At 72.5% G+C, this 21,421-nt stretch carries 17 protein-coding genes; 2 read left to right on the plus strand and 15 right to left on the minus strand.

Going from position 1 to position 21,421, the window contains the following annotated elements:
* Positions 1–58: 58 nt before the first annotated feature.
* From ACFQ11_RS02750 to ACFQ11_RS02780, 7 genes are all read right to left on the minus strand, one after another.
* The gene (locus ACFQ11_RS02750; RefSeq protein ID WP_378296128.1) at positions 59–2,311 is read right to left on the minus strand and encodes a glycoside hydrolase family 3 C-terminal domain-containing protein; all 2,253 of its coding nucleotides are present in this window, start codon (positions 2,309–2,311) and stop codon (positions 59–61) included.
* Between the two features lie 26 nt (positions 2,312–2,337).
* Positions 2,338–3,714, minus strand: a complete 1,377-nt coding sequence (locus ACFQ11_RS02755) for an MFS transporter (RefSeq protein ID WP_378296129.1) — start codon at positions 3,712–3,714, stop codon at positions 2,338–2,340.
* Positions 3,711–4,931 carry a family 1 glycosylhydrolase gene (locus ACFQ11_RS02760; RefSeq protein ID WP_378296131.1) on the minus strand — a complete coding sequence of 407 codons (1,221 nt, stop codon included), beginning with the start codon at positions 4,929–4,931 and terminating at the stop codon, positions 3,711–3,713. Before ACFQ11_RS02760 ends, ACFQ11_RS02755 begins: the two co-directional genes overlap by 4 nt.
* Positions 4,928–5,779, minus strand: a complete 852-nt coding sequence (locus tag ACFQ11_RS02765; protein ID WP_378296132.1) for an ATP-binding cassette domain-containing protein — start codon at positions 5,777–5,779, stop codon at positions 4,928–4,930. The genes ACFQ11_RS02760 and ACFQ11_RS02765 overlap by 4 nt, the downstream gene beginning before the upstream one ends.
* Complete coding sequence (locus ACFQ11_RS02770) at positions 5,776–7,656, minus strand: ATP-binding cassette domain-containing protein (protein WP_378296133.1); 1,881 nt, start codon at positions 7,654–7,656, stop codon at positions 5,776–5,778. Before ACFQ11_RS02770 ends, ACFQ11_RS02765 begins: the two co-directional genes overlap by 4 nt.
* Positions 7,653–8,594: an ABC transporter permease gene (locus ACFQ11_RS02775; protein WP_378296134.1), complete on the minus strand. Its 942-nt coding sequence runs from the start codon at positions 8,592–8,594 to the stop codon at positions 7,653–7,655. The genes ACFQ11_RS02770 and ACFQ11_RS02775 overlap by 4 nt, the downstream gene beginning before the upstream one ends.
* 64 nt (positions 8,595–8,658) lie before the next feature.
* A complete protein-coding gene (locus ACFQ11_RS02780) occupies positions 8,659–10,191 on the minus strand; it encodes an ABC transporter substrate-binding protein (RefSeq protein WP_378296135.1) in 1,533 nt (510 codons plus the stop codon).
* A 161-nt stretch (positions 10,192–10,352) separates the two neighbouring features.
* On the opposite strand from ACFQ11_RS02780, the gene ACFQ11_RS02785 reads away from it, so the two are divergent.
* Positions 10,353–11,405, plus strand: a complete 1,053-nt coding sequence (locus ACFQ11_RS02785) for a LacI family DNA-binding transcriptional regulator (protein WP_378296136.1) — start codon at positions 10,353–10,355, stop codon at positions 11,403–11,405.
* Between the two features lie 6 nt (positions 11,406–11,411).
* Here the strand turns inward: ACFQ11_RS02785 and ACFQ11_RS02790 are convergent, their stop codons facing one another.
* From ACFQ11_RS02790 to ACFQ11_RS02810, 5 genes are all read right to left on the minus strand, one after another.
* The gene (locus tag ACFQ11_RS02790) at positions 11,412–13,481 is read right to left on the minus strand and encodes a beta-galactosidase (RefSeq protein WP_378296137.1); all 2,070 of its coding nucleotides are present in this window, start codon (positions 13,479–13,481) and stop codon (positions 11,412–11,414) included.
* A gap of 166 nt (positions 13,482–13,647) precedes the next feature.
* The gene (locus ACFQ11_RS02795) at positions 13,648–14,508 is read right to left on the minus strand and encodes a 2-hydroxy-3-oxopropionate reductase (RefSeq protein WP_378296174.1); all 861 of its coding nucleotides are present in this window, start codon (positions 14,506–14,508) and stop codon (positions 13,648–13,650) included.
* Between the two features lie 27 nt (positions 14,509–14,535).
* Positions 14,536–15,369: an alpha/beta fold hydrolase gene (locus ACFQ11_RS02800; protein ID WP_378296138.1), complete on the minus strand. Its 834-nt coding sequence runs from the start codon at positions 15,367–15,369 to the stop codon at positions 14,536–14,538.
* A gap of 52 nt (positions 15,370–15,421) precedes the next feature.
* Positions 15,422–15,850, minus strand: coding sequence for an NAD(P)-dependent oxidoreductase (locus ACFQ11_RS02805; RefSeq protein WP_378296139.1), 429 nt, complete (start codon positions 15,848–15,850; stop codon positions 15,422–15,424).
* On the minus strand, positions 15,814–16,470 hold the full coding sequence (locus ACFQ11_RS02810; protein ID WP_378296140.1) for an NAD(P)-dependent oxidoreductase: 657 nt from the start codon (positions 16,468–16,470) through the stop codon (positions 15,814–15,816). The genes ACFQ11_RS02805 and ACFQ11_RS02810 overlap by 37 nt, the downstream gene beginning before the upstream one ends.
* Positions 16,471–16,884: 414 nt before the next feature.
* Here ACFQ11_RS02810 and ACFQ11_RS02815 point away from each other — a divergent pair, with 414 nt between their 5' ends.
* Complete coding sequence (locus tag ACFQ11_RS02815; protein ID WP_378296141.1) at positions 16,885–18,429, plus strand: ABC transporter substrate-binding protein; 1,545 nt, start codon at positions 16,885–16,887, stop codon at positions 18,427–18,429.
* Between the two features lie 45 nt (positions 18,430–18,474).
* Here ACFQ11_RS02815 and ACFQ11_RS02820 read toward each other — a convergent pair whose 3' ends face one another.
* The 3 genes from ACFQ11_RS02820 to ACFQ11_RS02830 are packed head-to-tail and all read right to left on the minus strand — an operon-like array spanning position 18,475 to position 21,418.
* On the minus strand, positions 18,475–19,473 hold the full coding sequence (locus tag ACFQ11_RS02820) for an ArsA family ATPase (RefSeq protein ID WP_378296142.1): 999 nt from the start codon (positions 19,471–19,473) through the stop codon (positions 18,475–18,477).
* Positions 19,464–19,721 carry a cory-CC-star protein gene (locus ACFQ11_RS02825; RefSeq protein ID WP_132046568.1) on the minus strand — a complete coding sequence of 86 codons (258 nt, stop codon included), beginning with the start codon at positions 19,719–19,721 and terminating at the stop codon, positions 19,464–19,466. The genes ACFQ11_RS02820 and ACFQ11_RS02825 overlap by 10 nt, the downstream gene beginning before the upstream one ends.
* The gene (locus ACFQ11_RS02830) at positions 19,718–21,418 is read right to left on the minus strand and encodes a carbon starvation CstA family protein (RefSeq protein WP_378296143.1); all 1,701 of its coding nucleotides are present in this window, start codon (positions 21,416–21,418) and stop codon (positions 19,718–19,720) included. Before ACFQ11_RS02830 ends, ACFQ11_RS02825 begins: the two co-directional genes overlap by 4 nt.
* Positions 21,419–21,421: the final 3 nt, after the last annotated feature.

Genomic DNA, 21,421 nt, shown 5'->3' on the forward strand with positions numbered 1-21,421 from the left:
GGCCGTTGCGGATTCGAGAGGGAAGGACGCGGTGATGAACTCGGTCCCGCCGTGCGGCTCACCCACGCGCGCCCCTGCCGAGCCCGTGTCGTTCCAGCAGCCGCTCCAGTGTCCCGGCGCTCACGCCGCGGGCGTGGTACTTGACGAACTTCCGGATCGGCATCGAGGACATCATCCTGAACTCGGGCGTCCGCATCCCCTGACGTACCGTCTCCTCGCTCCGGCCCGCCGCCAGCTCCCGGACGACGTCCGGGCCCACGGCGGGATGGGTGAGCCAGTCGGCGAGCGGCGAGTCGAGCGACAGCGGAAGATCGCGCAGATCGCCGGTGAGCGTCACCGCGGACTCCGCGACGACGGTCGAGGCGTTCTCCCCGATCTGGACCGTGTACGCGCCCGGAGCGACGGCCCACGCGCCGAGGACGACGTCGTAGTACGCGAACGCCCTGCGGTCCAGGGCGAACTCCACGGTCGTCGACTCCCCGGGCCGGAGCTCGACCTTCGTGAACGCCCGCAGCTCCCGGAGGGGCCGCCGGACGGGACCCGCGCCGGTGGCCACGTACACCTGCACGACGTGCTTGCCCGTGCGGGCACCGGTGTTGGCCACGGTGACCGAGACTTCCGCCGTGTCCGGGCCCGTCGGGACGGCGCGCAGGTCACGCGTCTCGAACGCGGTGTAGGAGAGCCCGTGCCCGAACGGGTACCTGACCGGCACCTCGGCCGTCTCGAAGTACCGGTAGCCCACGAGGACGCCCTCGCCGTACCTGACGTGGCCCTGCTCGCCCGGGAAGTTCAGGAAGCTCGGGTGGTCCTGGAGCCGCAGCGGGACGGTCTCCGCGAGGCGTCCGGACGGGTTCACCACCCCGAACAGGATGTCGGCGAGCGCTCGCCCGCCGCCCTGCCCGAGCAGCCATCCCTCGACGATCGCGTCCACCTCGTCGTGCCAGCCCTCGAGGGAGACGACGGCGCCGTTCGACAGGACGACCACGGTGCGGCGGGCGGCCGCCGCGGTCGCGCGGATCAGCTCGACCTGCTCGTCCGGCAGGGACAGCGACTCCCGGTCGGTCCCCTCCCATTCCGCGGCCTCGGGCAGCCCGGCGAAGACGACCGCGACGTCGGCCGCCCGCGCGGCCCGGACCGCCTCGTCCCGCAGCGCCGCCGGATCCCCGCCGCCGTCCGTCGAGAAACCGGGCGCGTAGGCGACCGTCGCGTTCCGCGCGGCGGCGAGCGTCCGCATGGCGTCCAGGGCCGCGTCGACGCGGGTCGCCCGGACGTTCCCGCTGCCGCCGCCCTGGAAGCGGGGCGCCGCCGCGAACTCGCCGATCACCGCGACGGTCCGGACGCCGTCGAGCGGGAGGACGTTCCGCTCGTTGCGGAGCAGCACCGCGGAGTCCGCGGCGAGCTCGACGGCCAGTTCGTGGTGCGCGTCCAGATCCGCGTCGCCCGTCGCGGGAGCGGCCCGCCGGGTGAGCGCGGCCACCCGCGCGGCGGCCCGGTCGACGACCGCGGGATCCAGCGCACCCGACCGGACGGCGGCGACGATCTCGGCGTCGCCGTCCTCGTCCGGGCCGGGCATGGACAGGTCGAGCCCGGCGGTCAGCGCCGCCACCCGGTCGCCGACGGCGCCCCAGTCGGAGATCACCGCGCCCGTGAACCCCCACTCGTCCCGCAGCACCTCGGTGAGCAGCCAGTGGTTCTCGCAGGCGTGCACGCCGTTGATCCGGTTGTAGGAGGCCATCACGGTCGCCGGGCGGGCCTCCCGCACCACGCGTTCGAAGGCGGCGAGGTAGATCTCCCGCAGGGTGCGCTCGTCCACGTCCGCGCTGACGTTCTTGCGGTCGGTCTCCTGGTTGTTGGCGGCGAAGTGCTTCACCGACGCGCCCGGGCCCTGCTCCTGCAGCGCCCGGACGTGCGCGGCGGCCAGGACGCCCGCGAGCAGCGGATCCTCGGAGTAGTACTCGAAGTTCCGGCCGCACAGCGGCGACCGCTTGATATTGACGCCCGGGCCGAGCGACACGGCCGCGCCGAAGGCGCGCGCCTCCCGCCCGACCGCCGCGCCGACGCGCGCCGTGACGCCCGCGTCCCAGCTCGACGCGACGGCCACGGCGGGCGGGAAGCACGTGGCGGGCAGCGCGCGGCGCGGGTCGATGTGCTCGGTGGAGTCGCCGGGACGGCGGAGCCCGTTCGGCCCGTCGAGCAGCGTGATGGCGGGCAGCGCCGCCTCGTCGATCGCCTCGGTGTGGGTGTAGCTCCGGCCGGACAGCAACGCGACCTTGCGCTCCAAGGGCAGCTCGCCCGGCGTGGGGGGTGACACAGTCGTGCGTCCTTTCTCGAGCCCGTTCACGGGTCCTCCCGGCGTGGTCGACGCGCGGCTGATGGGAATGGTCGGCGGCGCGGCGCGGGCGCGGCAACGGGTTGCCATGGGTTGTCCCGGCCCGCCTCCCGCACGCGCCAGAGGATGATCGAGCCGCCCAGGAGGGCGAGGAGCGCGGACGCCCCGTACAGCGCGGCGTAGTTCGCGCCGGTGCCGCCGCCGACGGCGAGCAGCGCCGGCGCGGCGAGCGGCGCCAGCGCGCCGGGGACCTTCTGGGAGAACGCGTTGATCGCCATGTGCCGGCCCGCCGCGGTCTCCCGGTCCGGCAGCACGTCCAGGACGATGGCCTGGTCGACCGCCGTGAACAGCGCGATGCCCAGGGTCGTCAGCGCGGACCCGGCGAGCAGGGCCGGGAGGGTGCCGGCGAACGCCAGGACGAGACCGCCCGCGGCGAAGATGGCGGCGCCGGCGAAGACGAACGGGCGGCGGCGTCCCAGCCGGTCCGACAGGAACCCGCCGCCGATCGCCGCCGCCGTCGTCGTGACGATGCTGATCCCGCCGGTGATCGCGACGATGCCGGCGACGTCGGCGAGCGGCATCTCGAGGCGCTGCGCGATGAGGAACGTGAGGTACGTCGTGCTCGACGTTTGGCCGAAGAAGAACGCGAAACGGCCCAGCCAGTTCCATGCGAAGTCCGGGTGCGCACGGGGCGAGAACAGGTAGGAGCGGAGCAGCCCGGCCGCGCCGAGCCGGTCGGGGACGGCGCGCGTCCGCCGGTCGGGCTCACGGGCGAAGAGCAGGAACGGCACGAGCAGGACGGCCCCGGCCGCACCCGGCAGCAGGAACACCAGCAGCCCGCTGCCGCTGACGGTGCCCACCATGAGGACGCCCGCCACCGGCGCGACCTGCATCGTGAACCCCGTGAGCCCGGCGACCTTCCCGCGCAGGCGGTGCGGTACCCGGTCGGCCTGCACGTTCCCCAGCGCGCCCAGCGCCGTGCCCCACCCGAGGCTCGCCAGCCCCCAGCCGAGTCCCAGCACGACGACGTTCGGCGCCGCCGCCATCACCAGGACGGCGACCATGCCGAGCGCCGCGCCGCCGATCAGGTACGGGGTGCGGCGGCCCAGACGCGACCGGGTGCCGTCGCTGAGCGTCCCCACGAGCGGGCCGGAGGCCAGCGCGAGCACCGAGCCGAACCCGAGGATGTACCCGAGGGTCTCCTCCCGTCCCGGCGCGAGCCGGTCGACGCGCAGCGCCAGCGAGTAGGCCATCGGCACGATGAGCGCCATCGACAGGCCGAAGTGCGCCGTCGCCAGCAGCGCGACGAACCCGCGCCCGATCGTGCCGCCGCCCGTGTCGCCGCCCTCCCCGCGGGCCCCGGGGGATGCGGGGTCCGGCCTCACGGACGTCCGCGCCCGGCGACCTCCCCGAGCCGGGCGAGGCTCGGCTTGGGGCGCCGCTCGAACGTCTCCCGGTCGACCGCGATGAGCCCGAACGTCGGCTCCCAGTGCCCCCACTCGAAGTTGTCGAGCGCGCTCCAGTGGATGTATCCGCGCACGTCCACGCCGTCGTCGATCGCGTCGAACAGGTGCCGGAGCGCCTCCGAGGTGTAGGCGATGCGGCGCTCGTCGTCGGCGGTCGCGATCCCGTTCTCGGTGACGACGATGGGCACGCCGCCCGTCACCTCCCAGGTGTGCCGGACGGCGATGCCCAGCGCGTCCGGCCGGTAGGCGTTGCCGGTCAGCGTGGTGTCCGGGCCCTGGGGGTGGGGCACGATGCCGTTCTCGTCCACGGCCTGGCCGGAGTACGACTGCACGCCGACGAAATCGTCGTCGCGCGCCGCCTCCAGGTACAGGTCCTCGCGGACGTACCGGATCTCCCGGAGCCTGGCCTCGTTCCCCGGGGTCGCGGTGAGCGCCTGGTTGGCGACCGTCCAGCCGACCTTCGCGTCGGTGCGCTCCGCCAGGACGGCGCGGGCGGCGTGGTGCGCGGCGGCCAGCCGCCGCCCGATCTCCGGGTCCGGGTCGGGCAGGACGGGACGCGCGGCGCCCTCGACGGTCGGGCTCATCCACTTCTTCGCGGCGCCCGCCCCGGCGCCCGCCCCGGCGGCCGCCTGCGCGGCCCGGCGCATCCCGACCATGAGCGCGAGCATGTTCGGCTCGTTGATCGTGCAGACCCATTCGACGCCGTCGAGGATGTCGCACGCCGCCCGGACGTACGCCTCGAACCGCTCGATCCCGGCGTCGCCCGTCCAGCCGCCCTCCTCGGCGAACCAGCGCGGGTGCGTGAAGTGGTGCAGGGTGACGACGGGCTTCAGCCCGAGGCCGAGCGCGGTGTCGATCATCCGGCGGTAGTGCGCCAGTTCGGCGCGGGAGAACCGGCCCGGACTCGGCTCGATGCGCGCCCACTCGATGCCGAACCGGTAGGCGTTCAGGCCCGCGTCGGCGAGCAGCCGCATGTCCTCGGCGTACCGGTGGTAGCTGTCGCACGCGTCCCCGCTGCGCTCCATCCCCGGGACGCGTTCCTCGCGCACCCACCAGTCGCTGTTGACGTTGTTGCCCTCCACCTGGTGCGGCGCCGTGGCGGCGCCCCAGAGGAAGCCGGGAACAGGGCGGGTCATGCGCGGGCTCCTTGTCCGGTCGCGGTGTCCTGGAGGCGTCGCCGTTCCGCGCGCCGCCGTGCCTGCTCGTCCGGGTCCGCGACGGGCGCGGCCAGCAGGAGCCGGCGGGTGTAGGGGTGCTCGGGCTCCGAGGTGACCGCGCCCGCCGGCCCGGTCTCGACGATGTCGCCCCGGTACACCACGCTCACCCGGTGGCTCACGTGCCGGACGACCGCGAGGTCGTGCGACACGAACAGGTAGGCGACGCCGGTGCGCCGCTGGATGTCGACGAACAGGTCGAGCACCCGCGCCTGCGTCGACAGGTCCAGCGCCGACACGGGCTCGTCGCAGACGATGAGGCGCGGCTCCGGGGCGAGGGCGCGGGCGATCGCGACGCGCTGGCGCTGCCCGCCGCTGAATTCGCGGGGGAGCCGCTCCGGGGCGTTCGCCGGCAGCCCGACCTGGTCCAGCAGCGCGCGCACCCGGGCCCGCGCGTCCCGGGGGGAGACGCCCTGCACCACCAGCGGTTCGCTGAGGATGTCGCCCACCGTCAGGGCCGGGTTCAGCGAGCCGTACGGGTCCTGGAACACCACCTGCAGGTCGCGGGCGAGCGCCCGGCGCTCCCGCGCCGACGCGTGCGTGACGTCCCGGCCCTGGAACCGGACGCGGCCGCCGCTCGGCTTCACGAGGCCGAGGACGGCGCGTCCGATCGTCGTCTTCCCGGACCCGGACTCGCCGACGACGCCGAGCGTCTCGCCTTCGCCGACCGTCAGGGACACGCCGTGCAGCACCTCCACCGGGCGCGCCCGGAAGCCGCGTCCGGGGTAGGCGACGCGCAGCCCGGCCACGTCGAGGAGCGGCGCCGTCATCGCGCATCCTCTCCGACGGCCTCTCCGACGGTATCTCCGGGCGGGCGCGCCGCGGGTCCGGCGGCCTCGCCGGGCGCCGGGCCGGGCCGGCCGGCGTCGCCGCCCGGGATGGAGTCGAGCAGCATCCGCGTGTAGGCGTGCCGCGGGTCGCCGAAGAGTTCGGCGGTCGTCCCGGTCTCGACGATCTCGCCGTGCCGCATCACCGCGACCCGGTCGCAGATGTCGGCGACCACCCCGAAGTCGTGGGTGACCAGCAGTACGGCCATGTTCAGCTCCTTCTCCAGGTCGCGCAGCAGGTCGAGGATCTCCGCCTGCACGGTCACGTCCAGGGCGGTCGTCGGCTCGTCCGCGATCAGCAGGATCGGGCGGCTCGCGACCGCGCCCGCGATCAGGACGCGCTGCGCCATCCCGCCCGAGATCTGGTGCGGGTACGACCGGAACGTCCGCTCCGGGTCCGGGATGCCGACCCGCTTCAGCAGCGCGAGCACCCGCGCGCGGGCGTCCCGCCGCGAGATCCGGGACGTCGCCGCCGCGCGGACGCCCTCGACGAGCTGGGCGCCGACGGTGAACGACGGGTCGAGGTTCGACATCGGCTCCTGCGGGACGTACGCGATCGACCGGCCGCGGACGCCGCGCAGCTCGCCCTCGCCGAGGTCCAGCAGCTCCCGTCCGTCCAGCCGGATCGAGCCGCGGGTGACGACGGCCTCCGCGGGCAGCACGCCGAGCACCGCGAACGCCGTCTGGGTCTTCCCCGAGCCCGACTCGCCGACCAGCCCGAGCGTCTCCCCGGAGGACAGGCTCAGCGTGACCCCGGAGACGACCTCCTCCAGTTCGCCCGACAGCGCGGGGTAGGCGATCGCGAGGTCCTCGACCGCCAGCAGCGCCGGCGTCGCGGGGGCGCCGTCCGCGGGCGCCGCCGCCCGGCGCCCCGCTCTGACGATCTTGGACGCCTTCGGCTGCGCGCCCTGGAGCGTGTCGCGCAGGGCGTTGCCGAACAGCACCAGCGCGGCGTTGATGATCCCGAGCAGCGCGCTCGGCCAGACGAACTGCAGCGGCTCCTCGTACAGGTTCAGGAAGCCCTCGGAGATCATCGCCCCGAAGCTCGGGGCGGCGCTCGACCCGACGCCGAGGAACGCCAGCCCGGACTGCAGGGTGATCGCCGTTCCCGCCAGGAACGCGGTCGCGATGACGACCGGGCCCCGGACGGCGACCAGCACGTGCCGTCCGAGGATGCGCGGGGCCGTCAGCCCCGAGACGCGTGCGGCGTCCACGTACGTCTCGTTCTTCACCCCGACGACCAGGTTGCGCACCAGCCGGTAGATGCCCGGCGACAGCAGCACGCCGAAGATCGCCATCGTGGTCCGGTAGTCGCCGCCGGTCACCGGCATCAGCACGATGAGCAGCAGCAGGCCGGGCAGCGTCATGACGAGGCTGAACACCCACTCGGTGACGCCCCGGACGCGCCGCTCGAAGTACCCGCCGACCAGCCCGGCCGTGACGCCGATGGCGAGCGCGATGCTCGACGCGATGAGCGCCGACACGACGCTCGTGTTGATCGAGTGGAGCAGCCGGCCGAAGATGTCGCGGCCGCTGCCGTCGCCGCCGAGCGGATACCCGGGCGTCCCGGGATCGGCGTTGATCGCGTCGAGCGACGCCTCGTTCGGCCCGTGCCCGGCCAGCAGCGGGGCCAGCAGGCCGAGGACGACGATGACCAGCAGCAGCCCGGCGGTGACGACGGCCTGCGGGTCCCGCAGCAGCCGCCGCGCCGCCGACCTGCGGCGGGGCGGGGCCGCGCCGCTCCCGCCGCTCTCTGTGGTCTCGCCGCTCTCTGTGGTCTCTCCGGTCCCGCCGGTCCCGGTCGGTGCGTCCGTGCTCAATGGAGCCTCGCCTTCGGGTTGAGCCAGCCGTTCACGAGGTCGACGGTGAGGTTCACGCCGACCACCAGGAGGACGGCGAACACGGTGACGCCCATGATGATCGGGACGTCGCCCTGCAGCGACGCGTCGAACGCGTACGTGCCGAAGCCCGGCAACGCGAACACCGTCTCGATGACGAGCGCGCCGCCCAGCATCCCGATGAACTCGAACGACAGCACGGTCAGCGCGGGCCCCGCCGCGTTGCGCAGCGCGTGCCGCAGGACGATCGAGCGGGTTCGGACGCCGCGCGTCCGCAGCGTCCGGACGTAGTCCCGGCGCAGCTCGTCGATCATCGACCCGCGGACCTGCGCGGTCAGCGACGCCACGGCGGACACCGCCAGCGCGATCACCGGGATGACGATGGACGCCGCCCAGCGCGCCGGGTTCTCGGTGACCGGCGTGAACCCGGTGGCGGGCAGCAGCTTCAGGTTGATCGCCAGGACGACGACGAGCACGATCGCGATCAGCAGGTTCGGCAGCAGGTAGCCGGTGAGCGAGGCGCTCTGGGCCAGCCGGTCCACGGCGCCGCCGCGCGTCGCCGCGAGCACCCCGAGCGCGACGCCGACGGCGATCGAGACGATCAGCGCGACGACCACGATCGACATCGTCACGCTGAGCCGGGCCGCCACCGCGGGGCCGACGGGTTCGCTCGTGAAGTAGGAGATGCCGAAGTCGCCGCGAACGGCGTGTGACAGCCAGTCGAGGTACTGGGCGAGCACCGGGCGGTCCAGGCCCAGGTCCGCCTTCATCGCCCGGACGGACTCGGGGGTGGCGGCGGGGCCGAGCCTGCCGCGGACGATGTCGTCGAAGGACAGGCTCAGCAGCAGGTACGTGATCAGCGTGACCAGCACCGCGAGCACCAGGCCCGTGGCCGCCCGCCGCAGTGCGTACAGGAACATAGAGGGTCTCCCTGGGGGTGGGCGGACGCCGCGTGCGGCCGGACGCCGCCCGCGGCGTCCGGGACTAGCCGGAGACGCCGAACGCCCGGACGGTGGGGAACGTGTTCGACCCGTCGCCGAGGAACTCGACACCGTCGTCGGTCACCCAGTGGCGCCCGCTGTAGAAGATCGGCGCGGACCAGGCGTTCTCGACCGTGAAGGCGTTGATCCGCCTGTACAGCCCGGCCGCCTTCGCCGGGTCCCGCTCGGCGTTCACCCGGTCGAGCAGCTCGTCGAGCTCGGGGTCCGAGGAGTCGAAGACGTTCTTGGGGCCGTCCGGGGCGAGGTAGTCCTTCACCTCGACGGGGGTGCTGTTGAACCCCTCGACCATGACGAACATCCCGTACTTCTCGGACGCGATCGCCGAGACGCTGTTCTGCGGGGGCGTGGGGTCCCAGGTCACCTTGATCCCGATCTCCCCGAGCGACTGGGTGATCGTGGGCTCGAACGGCTTGGTGAAGAACAGGCTCGGCATGTGGACCGCGAACCCGTCCGCGTATCCGGCCTCGGCCATGAGCCTCTTCGCCGCCGCCGGGTCGTAGGGGTACTCCTTCTCGAGGGCGGGATCGTACGCGTCGCCCTTGGGATTGAACAGCTGCCGCGTCGGCTTGCCGGCTCCGCGCAGCAGCTGCTGGACGATCTTGTCGCGGTCGAACGCCATGTTGATCGCCTTGCGCACCCGCTCGTCCCCAAGGGGCTCGAGCACCTCACCGTTCCGGTCGGCGAGGGACAGCGTTCCCACGGCCTCGGCGTCGATGAACTTCGTGTCGAACCCCGCGGCCTCGAGCCGGTCGACGTGCGTGACCTCGACGCTGGCCGCGTTCAGCGTCCCCGACTGCAGCGCGTTGACGGTGGCCGTGCGGTCCTTGATCACGCGGACCTCGACGGTCTCGAACGGGTAGGCCTTCGCGTTCCAGTAGTCGTCCCGCTTCTTCAGGACGTACTTCGAGCCGTTGACCGTCGCCCCGTCCAGGACGTACGGGCCCGAACCGACCGGGTCGAGCGCCGTCCGCTCGGCCTCCAGGGTCTTCGGGTCGCCGATCACCCCGATCGTCGTCGCCAGGGAGTGCGGCAGCGCACCGTCCGGTTCCTTCAGCCGCAGGACGACCGTGCGCTCGTCCGGCGTCTCGACCGTCTCGACCGCCGACAACCGGAACCGGTTGGGGCCGGGCTTCGACATCGTCCGCTCCAGCGTCGTCTTCACCGCCGCCGAGGTAACGGGCGCGCCGCCGCTGAAGGTCATGCCCTGCCGCAGCTTCAGGGTGAGCGCCTTCCCGTCGTCGGAGTAGTTCCAGCTCTCCGCGGCGTTCGGCCGCAGTTCGCCCTTGTTGTCGACCATGAGCAGGGTGTCGTAGACCGCGCTCCAGACGTAGGCCTGCGTGCCGTCGACGAGCAGCGCGGGGTCGAACGAGTTGGGGGCGCCCTGGACGGCGATGGACAGCGTCGCGGCGGCCGCCGCCGGCCGCTCACCGGAAGCGCCGCAGGACGCCGTCGCCAGCACCGCGGCCGCGGCCAGCGCGGTCAGGGCCGGTCTCCGGCCGGTGGATCGAATGCGCATCGTGGGGGTCCTTCGTCCTGGAGAACCGTCGGGTGGACGGGATGTTGCGCCTGGGTTACGCGCACCATCAGACGTTCGCCCCGTGCACGGCGGCAAGCAGTTGCCGTATGTTGTCTCCATCTATCGAGAATGCCATTCTCAATCGGTGGAAGCGAGGCATGATGACCGGCACAGCGGACCGTTCCGGCAGACCACCGACGATCTACAACGTGGCGCAGGCGGCGGGTGTCGCGGCCTCCACGGTGTCGCGGGCCTTCTCCCGGCCGGGGCGGGTCAACGCCGAGACCGCCGAGCGCATCCGGCGGGTGGCGACCGAACTCGGGTACCGCACGGTGCCGGCGTCCCCGGCGGCCGCCGGCACCCGCACGTCGATGCTCGCCCTCGTCGTGTCCGACGTGACCAACGCCTTCTACGCCGAGATCATCCGCGGCGCCGAATCCGCCGCCGCCGAGGCGGGCTACGTCCTGCTGCTCATCGACGCGCAGGAGTCCGACACGCTCGAGCGCGACAGCCTCCGGCGCGCGCTGCCCGGTGTCGAGGGGATCGTCCTCGCGGGCACCCGCCTGCCCGACTCCGCCATCCGCGTGGTCGCCGGGCAGCGCCCCACGGTCGTTCTCAACCGCGACGTCGCGGACGTCCCGAGCATCGTCCTCGACGACGCGTGCGGCATGCGCCGGGCGGCCGAACACCTCGCCGGGCTGGGGCACCGGGCGGTGACCTACGTCGCCGGGCCGGAGGCCTCGTGGGCGGACGGGATGCGCTGGCGCACGCTCCGCGAGTCGGCCGCGAACCTCGGCCGCCGGGCGCAGCGCATCGGCCCGTTCGCCCCCACGGTCGCGGGCGGCCGCGCGGCGGCCGACCGGCTGCGCGCCGACCCGCCGACGGCCGTCGTGGCCTACAACGACCAGCTCGCGATCGGCCTGATGCTCGCCCTCCAGAGCGGCGGGGTCCGGGTGCCGGAGGACGTCAGCGTGATCGGCTTCGACGACATCTTCCCCGCCCGGATCGTCTCTCCGGGACTGACCACCGTGGCCGCCCCGCTGCGCGCCCAGGGCAGGGCGGCCGTCCACGCCGTGCTCGCCCACCGCGGCGAGCCCGCGAGCCCGCCCGTGCGGCCGATGCCGCTCCCCGTGCGCCTCATCGTCCGCGACTCGACCGCCCGGCGCCGCCGCACGCATGTCACCGCGGGCCGCGGCGGCCCGGGCCGCACGTGACGCCCGTCAGGAGGCGCCGCCTCCTCTCGCCTCCTCCGGCACGGTCGCCGGGCGGATGCAGATCACTTCGAACAGGTCGATGACGGGAAGGTCGATGACGAGGACGTCCCCGTCCATTCGCGCGCCGAGCCTCCGCCGGGTCGTGAGCGAGGTGACCGACTCGTTCCCGGTCGCGCGGTGCAGCATCAGGCGGCCGTCGGCGACCGGCACGTGCGGACCGAACGAGCGACGCCGCAGTCCCGTCTGGTTGAGCAGGTGCACCACGTAGCCCTCTTCGTCCCGCCCCAGGATGAGCTCGACCTGTTCGGGCAGTGCCGCGCCGACCCGGACGTCCGCCAGCGGCTCCACCACGCTCAGCAGGTGCTCGCGGATCTCGGTCTTGGCGAACTCCCGGTACGCGCGGCCGATCGTCGACGTGATCATGGACGACACGCCGGATCCGTACCGGATCGAGGCGACCGCCGGATCACCGCTGACGGTGTGGCCGTAGCTCAGCTCCGGCGGCCCCCACGGGGCCTGGGCGAGGATGGAGCCCGACTTGTCTCCGCCCGGCTTCCAGACGTAGCGGGCGTTGCTCCCGTACACCGGGACGACCGACCCGACGAACCGGTTCTCGCCGGCGTGCGGCTGCTCGTCCAGAGTGGCATACGTCGACCACACCTCCTCGCCGGTCAGGGGGGCGCCGATACGGCGGGCCGCCGGGCTCGCCGCCAGTTCCACGCCGCCCTCCGGGGTGATCCCGCTGCCGCCGGTGGCGAGCAGGTTCCCGCCGCGTTCGACGAACGCGTCCACCACGCCGGACGCCTCGGCTCCGAGGGCTCCGACGTCGGGCAGCACGATGAGCCGGTAACGGTCCAGCCGGCCGCCGGTGCCCATCGCCGCCAGGTCGCGGAGCCCGACCACGTCGAAGGGCAGGTGCCCCTCCTGCAGCGCCTGGTACGTCCCGCGGAACTCCTCGAGCGCCGCGCGGCCGGCCGCGCGGCCGCCGCGCCCGACCCCGGGCCGCACCAGGGCGATCGTCGCGGCCGGCCGCAACGTCGCGTAGAGGTCGTGCCGCTCGCGGTGGAACCGGGTGACGTCCCGGGCCAGCGAGACGCTCGTCATCGGCAACCGGCCCGGTGCGCCGAGGATGTAGGTCGAGGGATTACCGCCGCGCGCGATCGCCTGAAGCAGATGCTGGGCGAGGTGTTCGGGCTGCTCGGCACCCATGCGATACGTCGAATCGACGTGCGCCGGCGCGTTGAGGACGAGCGGTGCTCCCGGCCGGGCCGACAGGTGAGCGCTCACCGTCTCGGCGGTCGCGTGGGGCCACAGCTCCTTGCCGGGCATGTGCCGGAAGGCGTTGTTGCCCTCGCAGTAGAGAACCGGGGCGCCCTTGGACAGGACGAGCGCGAGATCGCGGTCGCGCGACGCCACGTGGCCGGTGTACTTCCGCCCGAGATCTTCCAGCGTGGCGGCGGTGTAGCGCAGCCACAGGGGAAGGTCGGCGGTGTCGTGGGCGGTGGGGAGTGCGCGACCGTTGCTGAACTCGGCGAACCTTTCGGCGCACGACGCACAATGGCAAATGCCGTGGACGACTTCACTGTAGTCGCGTTCATTGAAATTGAACCAGTTGACGAAGAAGCCGCCGACGGCGTACCGGTCGAGGATCTCGTCCAGGATGTCCAGCGCGCGATTCTGGTAGTAATCCCCAGAAGGGCACGTGCTGTACAGCGCGTTGTAGATCTGCGGCTCGCCCGCGGCCGAACCGAACAGCCACTCGGGATGCTCCGCGGCGACCGCGGCGGAGACCTTGGAGAGGTCCAGCCGCGCGATCACCTGGACGCCCCGCCGCTCGGCGGCGGTCACCGCGTCGCCCAGCAGGTCCCCGGAAGGGCGGTCGGCGAGGAACGGGTTCCGTGCCTGAAACGGCAGGTCGGTCGGATAGAACGCGACGATCCCGCCGGCGTTGACCAGCCAGGTGTCCGCGCCGTGGTCCTCGATGACGTCGAGCGCGGCCTCGACGTCCATGACGGCATCGACTTCCTGGAGGTTCGTCTGGAAGACCGTGAACGGCCGTTGCCATCTGCTCGGCATGCGGGGTCATCTCTTCCTGTCAAAGGGCCATGAGAGGCCCGGCCCATCTGGTGTCGGCCGTGGCGTGACGATGCCTCGCCCTGAGCGGTCGGCGCCGTCCGGAACGCCGTCCGGTCTTGCCGACGGGTGCGCCCCAGCGCCCCAGCGCCCCGGCGGGGCGGACGGGTCAGCCCGTCCGCCCGTCCGGGAGCAGTGCGAGAGCGGAGTGGTCGTGATCGCCCAGACCGGCGGCCACCGCCGCGTTCATCAGCTGGTGCACCAGCCCCGAGGCGGGCAGCGGCACATCGAGCCGAGCCGACGCCTCCACGGCGAGCCCCAGATCCTTGCGGTGGAGCGCGATGCGGAACCCCGGCTCGAACTCGCCCTTGATCATTCGTTCCCCGTGCACCTCGAGCACGCGCGACGACGCGAACCCGCCCAGCAGGGCGTCGCGGACGGCGCCCGGGTCCACGCCCGCGGCCCCGGCCAGGCGCAGCGCCTCGGCGACCGCCTCGATCGTCACGCCGACCACGATCTGGTTCGCCACCTTCGCCACCTGGCCGGCGCCGGCCGCGCCGACGTGGGAGACCCGCCCCCCGAGCACCTCGAAGATCGGCGCGGCTCTGTCGACGGCCGCACGGTCGCCACCGACCATGATCGACAGTGTCCCCTCGCGTGCCCCGACCTCCCCGCCGGACACCGGGGCGTCCAGGTAGCCGCCACCGGCCGCGGCGACCTCGCCGGCGAGCGCACGCTCCGCGGAGGGCGAGATCGAGCTCATGTCGATGACGAGAGCGCCCGGCCGCAGCGCGGCGAGCACGCCGTCCTCGCCGCGCATCACCGCTTCGACGTCGGGGGTGTCCGGGAGCATGAGGACGACGACTTCGCTGTTCCGCACGACTTCCGCCACGGACCCCGCGAACCGTGCCCGATCCCCGAGCGCCTCGCGGGCCGCCGCGCTGTCGCGGTAGACGGTGAGCCGGTGACCGGCCGCGGCGAGGTTGGCGGCCATCGGCCGTCCCATCACGCCCAGACCGATGAAGCCAATGTCACGTCTCCTCTGGTGATTCGGTCGTCATGTACGGGCCGCGTCGCCCGGACGGTCCAGGGCGTGCGCCTTCAGGGCCGCTGCGACCTCCTCCGGTGCCGCCGCAGGGGCGAGGTGGGCGACACCCGGAAGGATCTCCAGCCGCGCCCGCCGCATCGCGCGCGCGATGGCGCGCTGCTCGTGCGGGGGAGTGGCCGGGTCCTCCGCGCCGCCCAGAACCAGCGTGCGGGCGTCGATCCGGCCCAGGCCGTCGCGTACGTCCGCGTCGGCGAGCACGTCGCAGCCGATCGCGTACCCTTCCGGATCCGTCGAGCCCAGCATGTCGGCGTAGGCGCGGACGACGTCGGGCCGTTCGCGCCGGAACTCCGGCGCGAACCAGCGATCCAGCACGGGCGGGACGATCGCCGCCATTCCCCGCCGCCGGACGAGGCCCGCCCGCGCGATCCAGCTCCGCCGGTCGAGCACCGCCGCGCAGCACATGACGGCGAGGGACGAGACGCGGCCGGGCGCCCGGCGCGCGGCGCGAATCGCGATCATGCCGCCGATCGAGATCCCCGCGAGATGGACCGGTCCGGCGTCGAGGCGGTCGACGACACGCAGCACGTCGTCGACGAGCTCGTCGATCCCCTGAGGCGCCGCGGAGTCCGTGGCGTTACCGTGACCGCGTTGATCGAATCGCGCCACGTCGAGCGAGTCGGTCAAGAACGGCACGACGTCGTCCCATAGGGCGGTGGTGGTGCCGAGCGAGTTCAACAGGACCATCGTGCCGGCGGCGCCGTGCGGGCCGGTGGCTCGGTCCAGGACGACGCCCGAGGGCGGGGCACCGCGGCGGCCGATATGTGTCACGTCACCTGCTGACATCGAACGTCCTGACTGTCGGGAGAGAGTGGAGTCGTGTCGGTGCCCCGTGGTTTCAATCGCGCCGCTTCCGCGTATGGACGTTCTGCGTATAGACGTCGCGCTCGGTCAGCGCATTCAGGAGGGGCTCGCCGGCGCGGTAGCGCCCGATGTTCTCGACGATGATGTCGACCGAGCGCCGGGTGCGGTCCGGGACGGCCGGGGTCACGTGGGGCGTGATCATGACATTGGGGAGGTCCCAGAGCGGGGACTCCGGAGGGAGCGGCTCGGGCGTGGCCACGTCGAGCCCGGCGCCCGCGATCTCTCCCGCCCGCAGGGCCTCGATGAGGGCGTCCTGATCGATGATCTCACCGCGTGCCATGTTGACGACGAACGCGGCACTCTTCATCCGCGCGAACTCGCCGGTCGAGAAGAGGTGGCGGGTCGAGTCGGTCAACTGGGCGGCGATCATGACGACGTCGGCCTCGTCGAGGAGCGGCCCCATGAGGTCTCCGTCGTCCTGACGTCCACGTCCGGGGCCTCTTCTGCGGGGCGGCGCCGGTACACGATCACGCGCATGCCGAACGCCTTGCCGAGGCGCGCCATCTCCCGGGCCGTGTGGCCGAAACCGACGATGCCCAGCGTCTTCCCCCACAACGCCAGTTTCTTCTCGTAGCCGTCGATGTAGCGCCAGAGGTGCGCGTCCTGCATTTCGAACAGCCCCCGGGCGTCGAAATTGAGCGCGAGCGCGAAATAGAATCCGTGTTGGGCCAGGGCGGGGGCGGAACGGCCGGCGGACCCGGTGACGATCAGCCCCCGCTCGAAGAGCTCGGGCCTCGCGGATCTGTTGAGACCGGAGTGGTCGCAGTGCACCCACGCCAGGCGCGGCGCGGCGAGATACCGTTCGTCGAGGTCGCCCCCGATGACGGCGACGTCCGCGTGCTCGAGCGCACGCGCGATGCCGGCGTCGTCCCACGGCGTGACATGAACGAACTCCGCCGGAGCGAACGCCTCACGCAGCCGTTGCATCTGATCCGGTTCGAACATGACCGTCGAGAGCACCGAGCGAATACCGCGGTCGTGATGATTTGGCTGCATGGAAGCTAAGAGTCCCTTCTCGGGCATGGCCTCACGGCTCCGATCGCCATGCGGACGGCGGGAGCGTTCGGAGACTGCGTCATAGGGGCCCACCTCCACTGGCAGGGCCGCACGCGGGGGCGCCGTGCTGATCGTCGGTTCATCACAGCGGCCCGAGGATTCGTCCGGCAACTGCTTGCCACCTGTTGCCGTGACCGGACGGCGGTCGGTGCCGCTTCGGCCGGCCGGCCCGGCTCGGCGGCGGCGCTCGGGACGTCCACGAGGTCACGGGCGCGGACGCCCACCTGCTGCTGCACGGCTGAAATCGGTCGCCGGCGAGCGCGGCGGCAACACATGGCAACCTCTTGCCGCTCCCGGCGGGCCGCACGTCTGATGTCGGGTAGACCCCGGCGGGATGGCGCGGCGGTGAAACCGTGCGTCCAGGACGAAGGAACGTGCGCGATGCTCATTCGATCCACAGGACGGCGGCTGCCACTCCGGCTCCCCACGGCGGTGGTGGCCGCGACCGCGTTGCTGGCGACGGCGTCATGCGGTGCCTCGGCCGAGCAGTCGCAGACGGACGCCGAGACGCTCTCCTTGGCCGTCCAGAACACGCCGAACTCGTTCGACCCCGCGCAACTCCTGAGCGGAACGCAGGCCTACGTCTGGAGCTCGATCTACGACACGCTCCTCTCCGTCGACAACAAGGGCGAACTGCAGCCGAACGCCGCCGAGAGCTGGGCGTACTCCGACGATCGCACGACGCTCACCCTGAAGCTGCGGGAAGGCATGACGTTCAGCAGCGGAGCCCCCGTGACGGCCGCAGCGGTGAAGGCCACGCTGGAACGGACGCTGTCGACCCCCGGGCCGAACAGCTTCACGGTGGCCTCGATCGAATCGGTCGACGCCCCGGACGCGCGCACGGTCGTCCTTCGCCTGAAGGAGCCGGACGGTGCGCTCCTGCGCTCGCTGGCGGGAGCGGTCGGCGTCATCGGGGACCCGAAGACGCTGGACACCGAGCGCACGGCGCTGAACCCGGTCGGTTCGGGCCCGTACGTCCTGGACGAGTCGACGGTCAACGCATCGGAGTACGTCCTGAAGAAGCGGGACGACCACTGGAACGCGAAGGCGTACCCGTTCGAGACCGTCAGGCTGCAGGTGATGAAGGACCGCACGGCGATCGTCAACGCGTTGCGGTCCGGACGGCTGAACGCGGCCAGCGTGGAAGCCGCGCACGTCGACCAGTTCAAGTCCGGCGGATTCGAGGTGACGTTCATCGACGCGGTCGTGGTGGGGATGCTGAGCCTCTCCGACCGCGGCGGGAAAGTGGTGAAGCCGCTGTCGGACGTGCGGGTGCGCAAGGCGATCAACATGGCCTTCGACCGCGAGAAGATCGTCGAGCAGTTGCTGCGCGGAGCGGGCAAGCCGACGCGGCAGGTGTTCGGTCCCGAGGGCGAGGCCTACGACCCCGCGCTGGAGCAGACCTACGCCCATGACCCGGCGGCCGCGAAGAAGCTGCTCGCGGAGGCCGGGTATCCGGACGGGTTCGCCGTGCGCATGCCGAGCCTGTTCTTCACCAAGCCGTTCGAGCCGACGGTCACCCAGTCGCTGGCGGAGATCGGCATCGAGGTGACATGGGAACCGACGCCCCCGCAGAACAGCGCATCGTCGGTCACCTCACAGAAGTACGGCATGCTCCTCCAGGTCGAGGGGCTCAACGCCGCTTCGATCGAGGTGAAGAACTCGGTGGACCCGGAAGGCCCGCGCAACGTGTTCGGCACTCGGGACCCCGAACTCACGCGGATGCTGGACCGGGCGAACGCCGCGGGCGACCCCGCGCAGGCGGCCGCCCTGTACAAGCGGATCAACGCGTTCTTGGTGGAGAACGCCTGGTACGCGCCGATCTTCTACAGCGGGCGCAATTGGGTCACCGCCGACGGTGTCGAGTTCCTCGGGGACGGGTCCAACCTCCTCAACACCGTCCGCGCATTCGGCACCTCCGGTTAGGCGCACGCCACCAGGCCGGCGGGTAGGCGGACATCGCCCGCGAACTCAGGAAGGGGAGGGGCCGAGCCGGTCGGCCAGCGCGGCCAGCGCCTCTGTGCCCGCCAGATCCCCCGGCAGCAACGGCACGTCGAGCAGCGGTACGTCCGGGACCCGCTCCCGCAGCCGGGCGAGGTGCTCGTCCTCCCGCTTCCGGCGCTGGGCGAGCAGTTCCCCGGCATCGGCCGGGGAACGGCGGTTGGCGACGAGCGCGGCCACGTCCACGCCGAGGCCGGTGAGCTTCTCGTGCACCTCCATGGTCTCGGCGATCGGGAGACGCTCGGCGGTCAGCACGATCACGAAACCGGTCCGCGCCGGGTCCGTCACCACGTCGCGCAGCAGGGAGAAGCGGTCGCGCCGGCGTACGAGGATCCGGCGCAGCTCGGCGTCGCGGTCGGTCTCCTCGCCGCCGCCGACACCGCGGAGTGCGGCGCCGAACCGGTCGGACCGGTCGCGGTTGGCGAGCAGGGCCTCGGTCCAGGAGGTGAGCTGCTCGGGCAGCGCGAGCAGCCGAAGCGTGTGGCCGGACGGGGCCGTGTCGAAGACGACGAGGTCGTACGCCTCCTCCCCGAGTTCCACGGCCTCGGCGATCCGTTCCAGGACCGCGGACTCGTGGGTGCCGGGCGCTTGCCGGGCCAGCTCCAGGTGGCGGGCGGCGGGTGCGTGCATCCGCTCGGGGAGCAGCCGCCGCATCGTCCCGGCGACCGCGGACAGGTGCCGCTCGACCGTCCGCTCCGGGTCGATCTCCAGCCCGTCGACGTACCCCGCCGTCCCGGCCCCCGCCCTGGGGACGAGATCCCCGGGGCCGGCGAGGCGCACGGGCTCGTCGCCCACCGGGCGGTCCCAGAGATGGCCGAGGTTGTGGGCGGGGTCGGTGGAAACGAGCAGCGCGCGGGCGCCCGCCCGGGCACGGCCCAGGGCGAGCGCCGCGGCGATGGACGTCTTGCCGACCCCGCCCTTGCCGCCGACGAAGACGACCCTGCGCGAGGCGACGAGGTCTAGCAGCACCCGACATGCTCCAGAGGCGAGCGGTCCATGCCCATCCGGCGATGCCAGGCGTGAAAGTCCTCGTAGAGGGCGGGCATCAGCTCGGCGGTGTAGTACGCCGCCGGGTCGGGCACGCCCAGTGCCTCCGCGAGGACGACCATCCGGAAGAGGTCGTCCTCCTCGCGCCGTGCGCGGGCGAAGGTACGCCGGTAGGGGCCGGCGTAGAACTCCTCCAGCCCGGCACGGAACGAGGCCCAGCGGGATGTCATCCCGTCAGCCCGGCCTTCTCCGTCACATCGGCGTCGGGGGCCTCCGGCGGCTCCCGGGACGCCCGCCGCATCGCGACGACCGCCTCGAAGGCGACCCACACGGCGGCGACGATGATGACGACGTCGATGGTCAGCAGCAGCCAGTCCCGGGCGTCGTAGAGGTCGCCGAGCTGCACGAGCGCGGCCCAGAACGCCATCACGAACACGACCACGAGGGGCACGATCGCCGGCACGGGGTTGCGCCGCTTGCGGATCAGCATGACCGCGACGATGGACAGGGTCAGGGAGGCCAGGAGCTGGTTGCTGGTGCCGAACAGCGGCCAGATGCGGAGGCCGCCGGCGCCCTCGGCGCCCTGGCTGAAGGTGAGCCCCATGCCGGCGGCGAGCGCGATGAGGGTGCCGACGACATTGTTGATCTTCACCTTGGCGACCTCGCCGGCCTCCTGGACGACGAAGCGCAGCAGGCGCACGCCGGTGTCCATGGTGGTGGCCGCGAACAGGATCGCCATGGTCGCCAGGACCGTCGAGCTCAGCGAGGCCGGCAGGCCCAGGCCGCTGTTGACGATCTCGCCGCCGCCCGCGACGAACGCCCCGACGCCGCCCTCGCCGAAGGCGCTGTAGACGGCCTCCCAGTCGGCCAGGGTGCGGTAGCCCGCGACGGCGGCGATGATGGCGCCGAGCGCGAGCATGCCCTCGCCGACCGCGCCGAAGTAGCCGACGAAGCGGGCGTCGGTCTCCTTGTCGAGCTGCTTCGAGGTGGTGCCCGAGGAGACCATGCCGTGGAAGCCGGAGATCGCGCCGCACGCGATGGTGACGAAGAGCAGCGGCACGAGGCTCGGGGTGCCCGCGGGCACGGCGTCGTTGAAGGCGGGGGCGACGATCGTCGGGGTGCTCAGCAGCACGGCCACGAACAGGATGCCGAGCCCGACGAAGAGCTGGACGCCGTTGATGTAGTCGCGCGGCTGGAGCAGCACCCACACGGGCAGCAGGGAGGCGATGCCGGCGTAGACGAAGAGTGCGATGATCCAGAACGTCGCCGGGGACATGCCCAGGATCGGGTCGGGCAGCTCCACCGGGACTGCGTCACCGAGGACGATCAGGCCGTAGAGCGCCGCGACGCCGAGCACGGTGACCAGGCCGAGACTCATCTTGTAGCGGTAGACGGCCTGGCCGACCAGCAGCGCCACCGCGACCGCGCCCCAGGCGGGGATCACCGCGGAGGGGGTGGAGATCAGCAGGTTCTTGATGACCACCGCGAAGGCCGCGACCACCATCAGGAGCAACAGGAAGATCACGACGAGGAAGAGGTTCGCGCCCCGGCGGCCGATGTAGCGGCCCGAGAGCGTGCCCATCGAGCGGCCCTTGTTGCGCGCCGAGGCCCACAGGGCGCCCAGGTCGTGCATGCCCGCGAAGAAGACCGTGCCGAGGGTGACCCACAGGAACGCGGGCAGCCAGCCCCAGATCACGGCGATCGCGGGGCCGACGATCGGAGCCGCGCCCGCGACCGAGGTGAAGTGGTGGCCCCACAGCACGAACTTGTTGGTCGGGACGTAGTCCACGCCGTCCTGCAGCTCGTGCGCGGGCGTCTCGAAGGACGCGTCGAGCTTGTAGACGCGATCGCCCAGGAACTTCGAGTACAGGAGGTATCCGCCCGCGAACATCGCGAGGCCGATCAATAGCAGCGGAAGTGCGTTCATACG

The organism is Actinomadura sediminis (genome assembly GCF_042675525.1).
Taxonomy (GTDB): domain Bacteria; phylum Actinomycetota; class Actinomycetes; order Streptosporangiales; family Streptosporangiaceae; genus Spirillospora; species Spirillospora sediminis.

Bases quoted from the DNA above. Each gene is read 5' to 3' on its own strand.
- ACFQ11_RS02760 (WP_378296131.1), bottom strand. From the start codon at position 4,931: ATGACCCGCCCTGTTCCCGGCTTCCTCTGGGGCGCCGCCACGGCGCCG.
- ACFQ11_RS02765 (WP_378296132.1), bottom strand. From the start codon at position 5,779: ATGACGGCGCCGCTCCTCGACGTGGCCGGGCTGCGCGTCGCCTACCCC.
- ACFQ11_RS02775 (WP_378296134.1), bottom strand. From the start codon at position 8,594: ATGTTCCTGTACGCACTGCGGCGGGCGGCCACGGGCCTGGTGCTCGCG.
- ACFQ11_RS02780 (WP_378296135.1), bottom strand. From the start codon at position 10,191: ATGCGCATTCGATCCACCGGCCGGAGACCGGCCCTGACCGCGCTGGCC.
- ACFQ11_RS02785 (WP_378296136.1), top strand. From the start codon at position 10,353: ATGACCGGCACAGCGGACCGTTCCGGCAGACCACCGACGATCTACAAC.
- ACFQ11_RS02790 (WP_378296137.1), bottom strand. From the start codon at position 13,481: ATGCCGAGCAGATGGCAACGGCCGTTCACGGTCTTCCAGACGAACCTC.
- ACFQ11_RS02800 (WP_378296138.1), bottom strand. From the start codon at position 15,369: ATGTCAGCAGGTGACGTGACACATATCGGCCGCCGCGGTGCCCCGCCC.
- ACFQ11_RS02805 (WP_378296139.1), bottom strand. From the start codon at position 15,850: ATGGGGCCGCTCCTCGACGAGGCCGACGTCGTCATGATCGCCGCCCAG.
- ACFQ11_RS02810 (WP_378296140.1), bottom strand. From the start codon at position 16,470: ATGCCCGAGAAGGGACTCTTAGCTTCCATGCAGCCAAATCATCACGAC.
- ACFQ11_RS02815 (WP_378296141.1), top strand. From the start codon at position 16,885: ATGCTCATTCGATCCACAGGACGGCGGCTGCCACTCCGGCTCCCCACG.
- ACFQ11_RS02825 (WP_132046568.1), bottom strand. From the start codon at position 19,721: ATGACATCCCGCTGGGCCTCGTTCCGTGCCGGGCTGGAGGAGTTCTAC.
- ACFQ11_RS02830 (WP_378296143.1), bottom strand. From the start codon at position 21,418: ATGAACGCACTTCCGCTGCTATTGATCGGCCTCGCGATGTTCGCGGGC.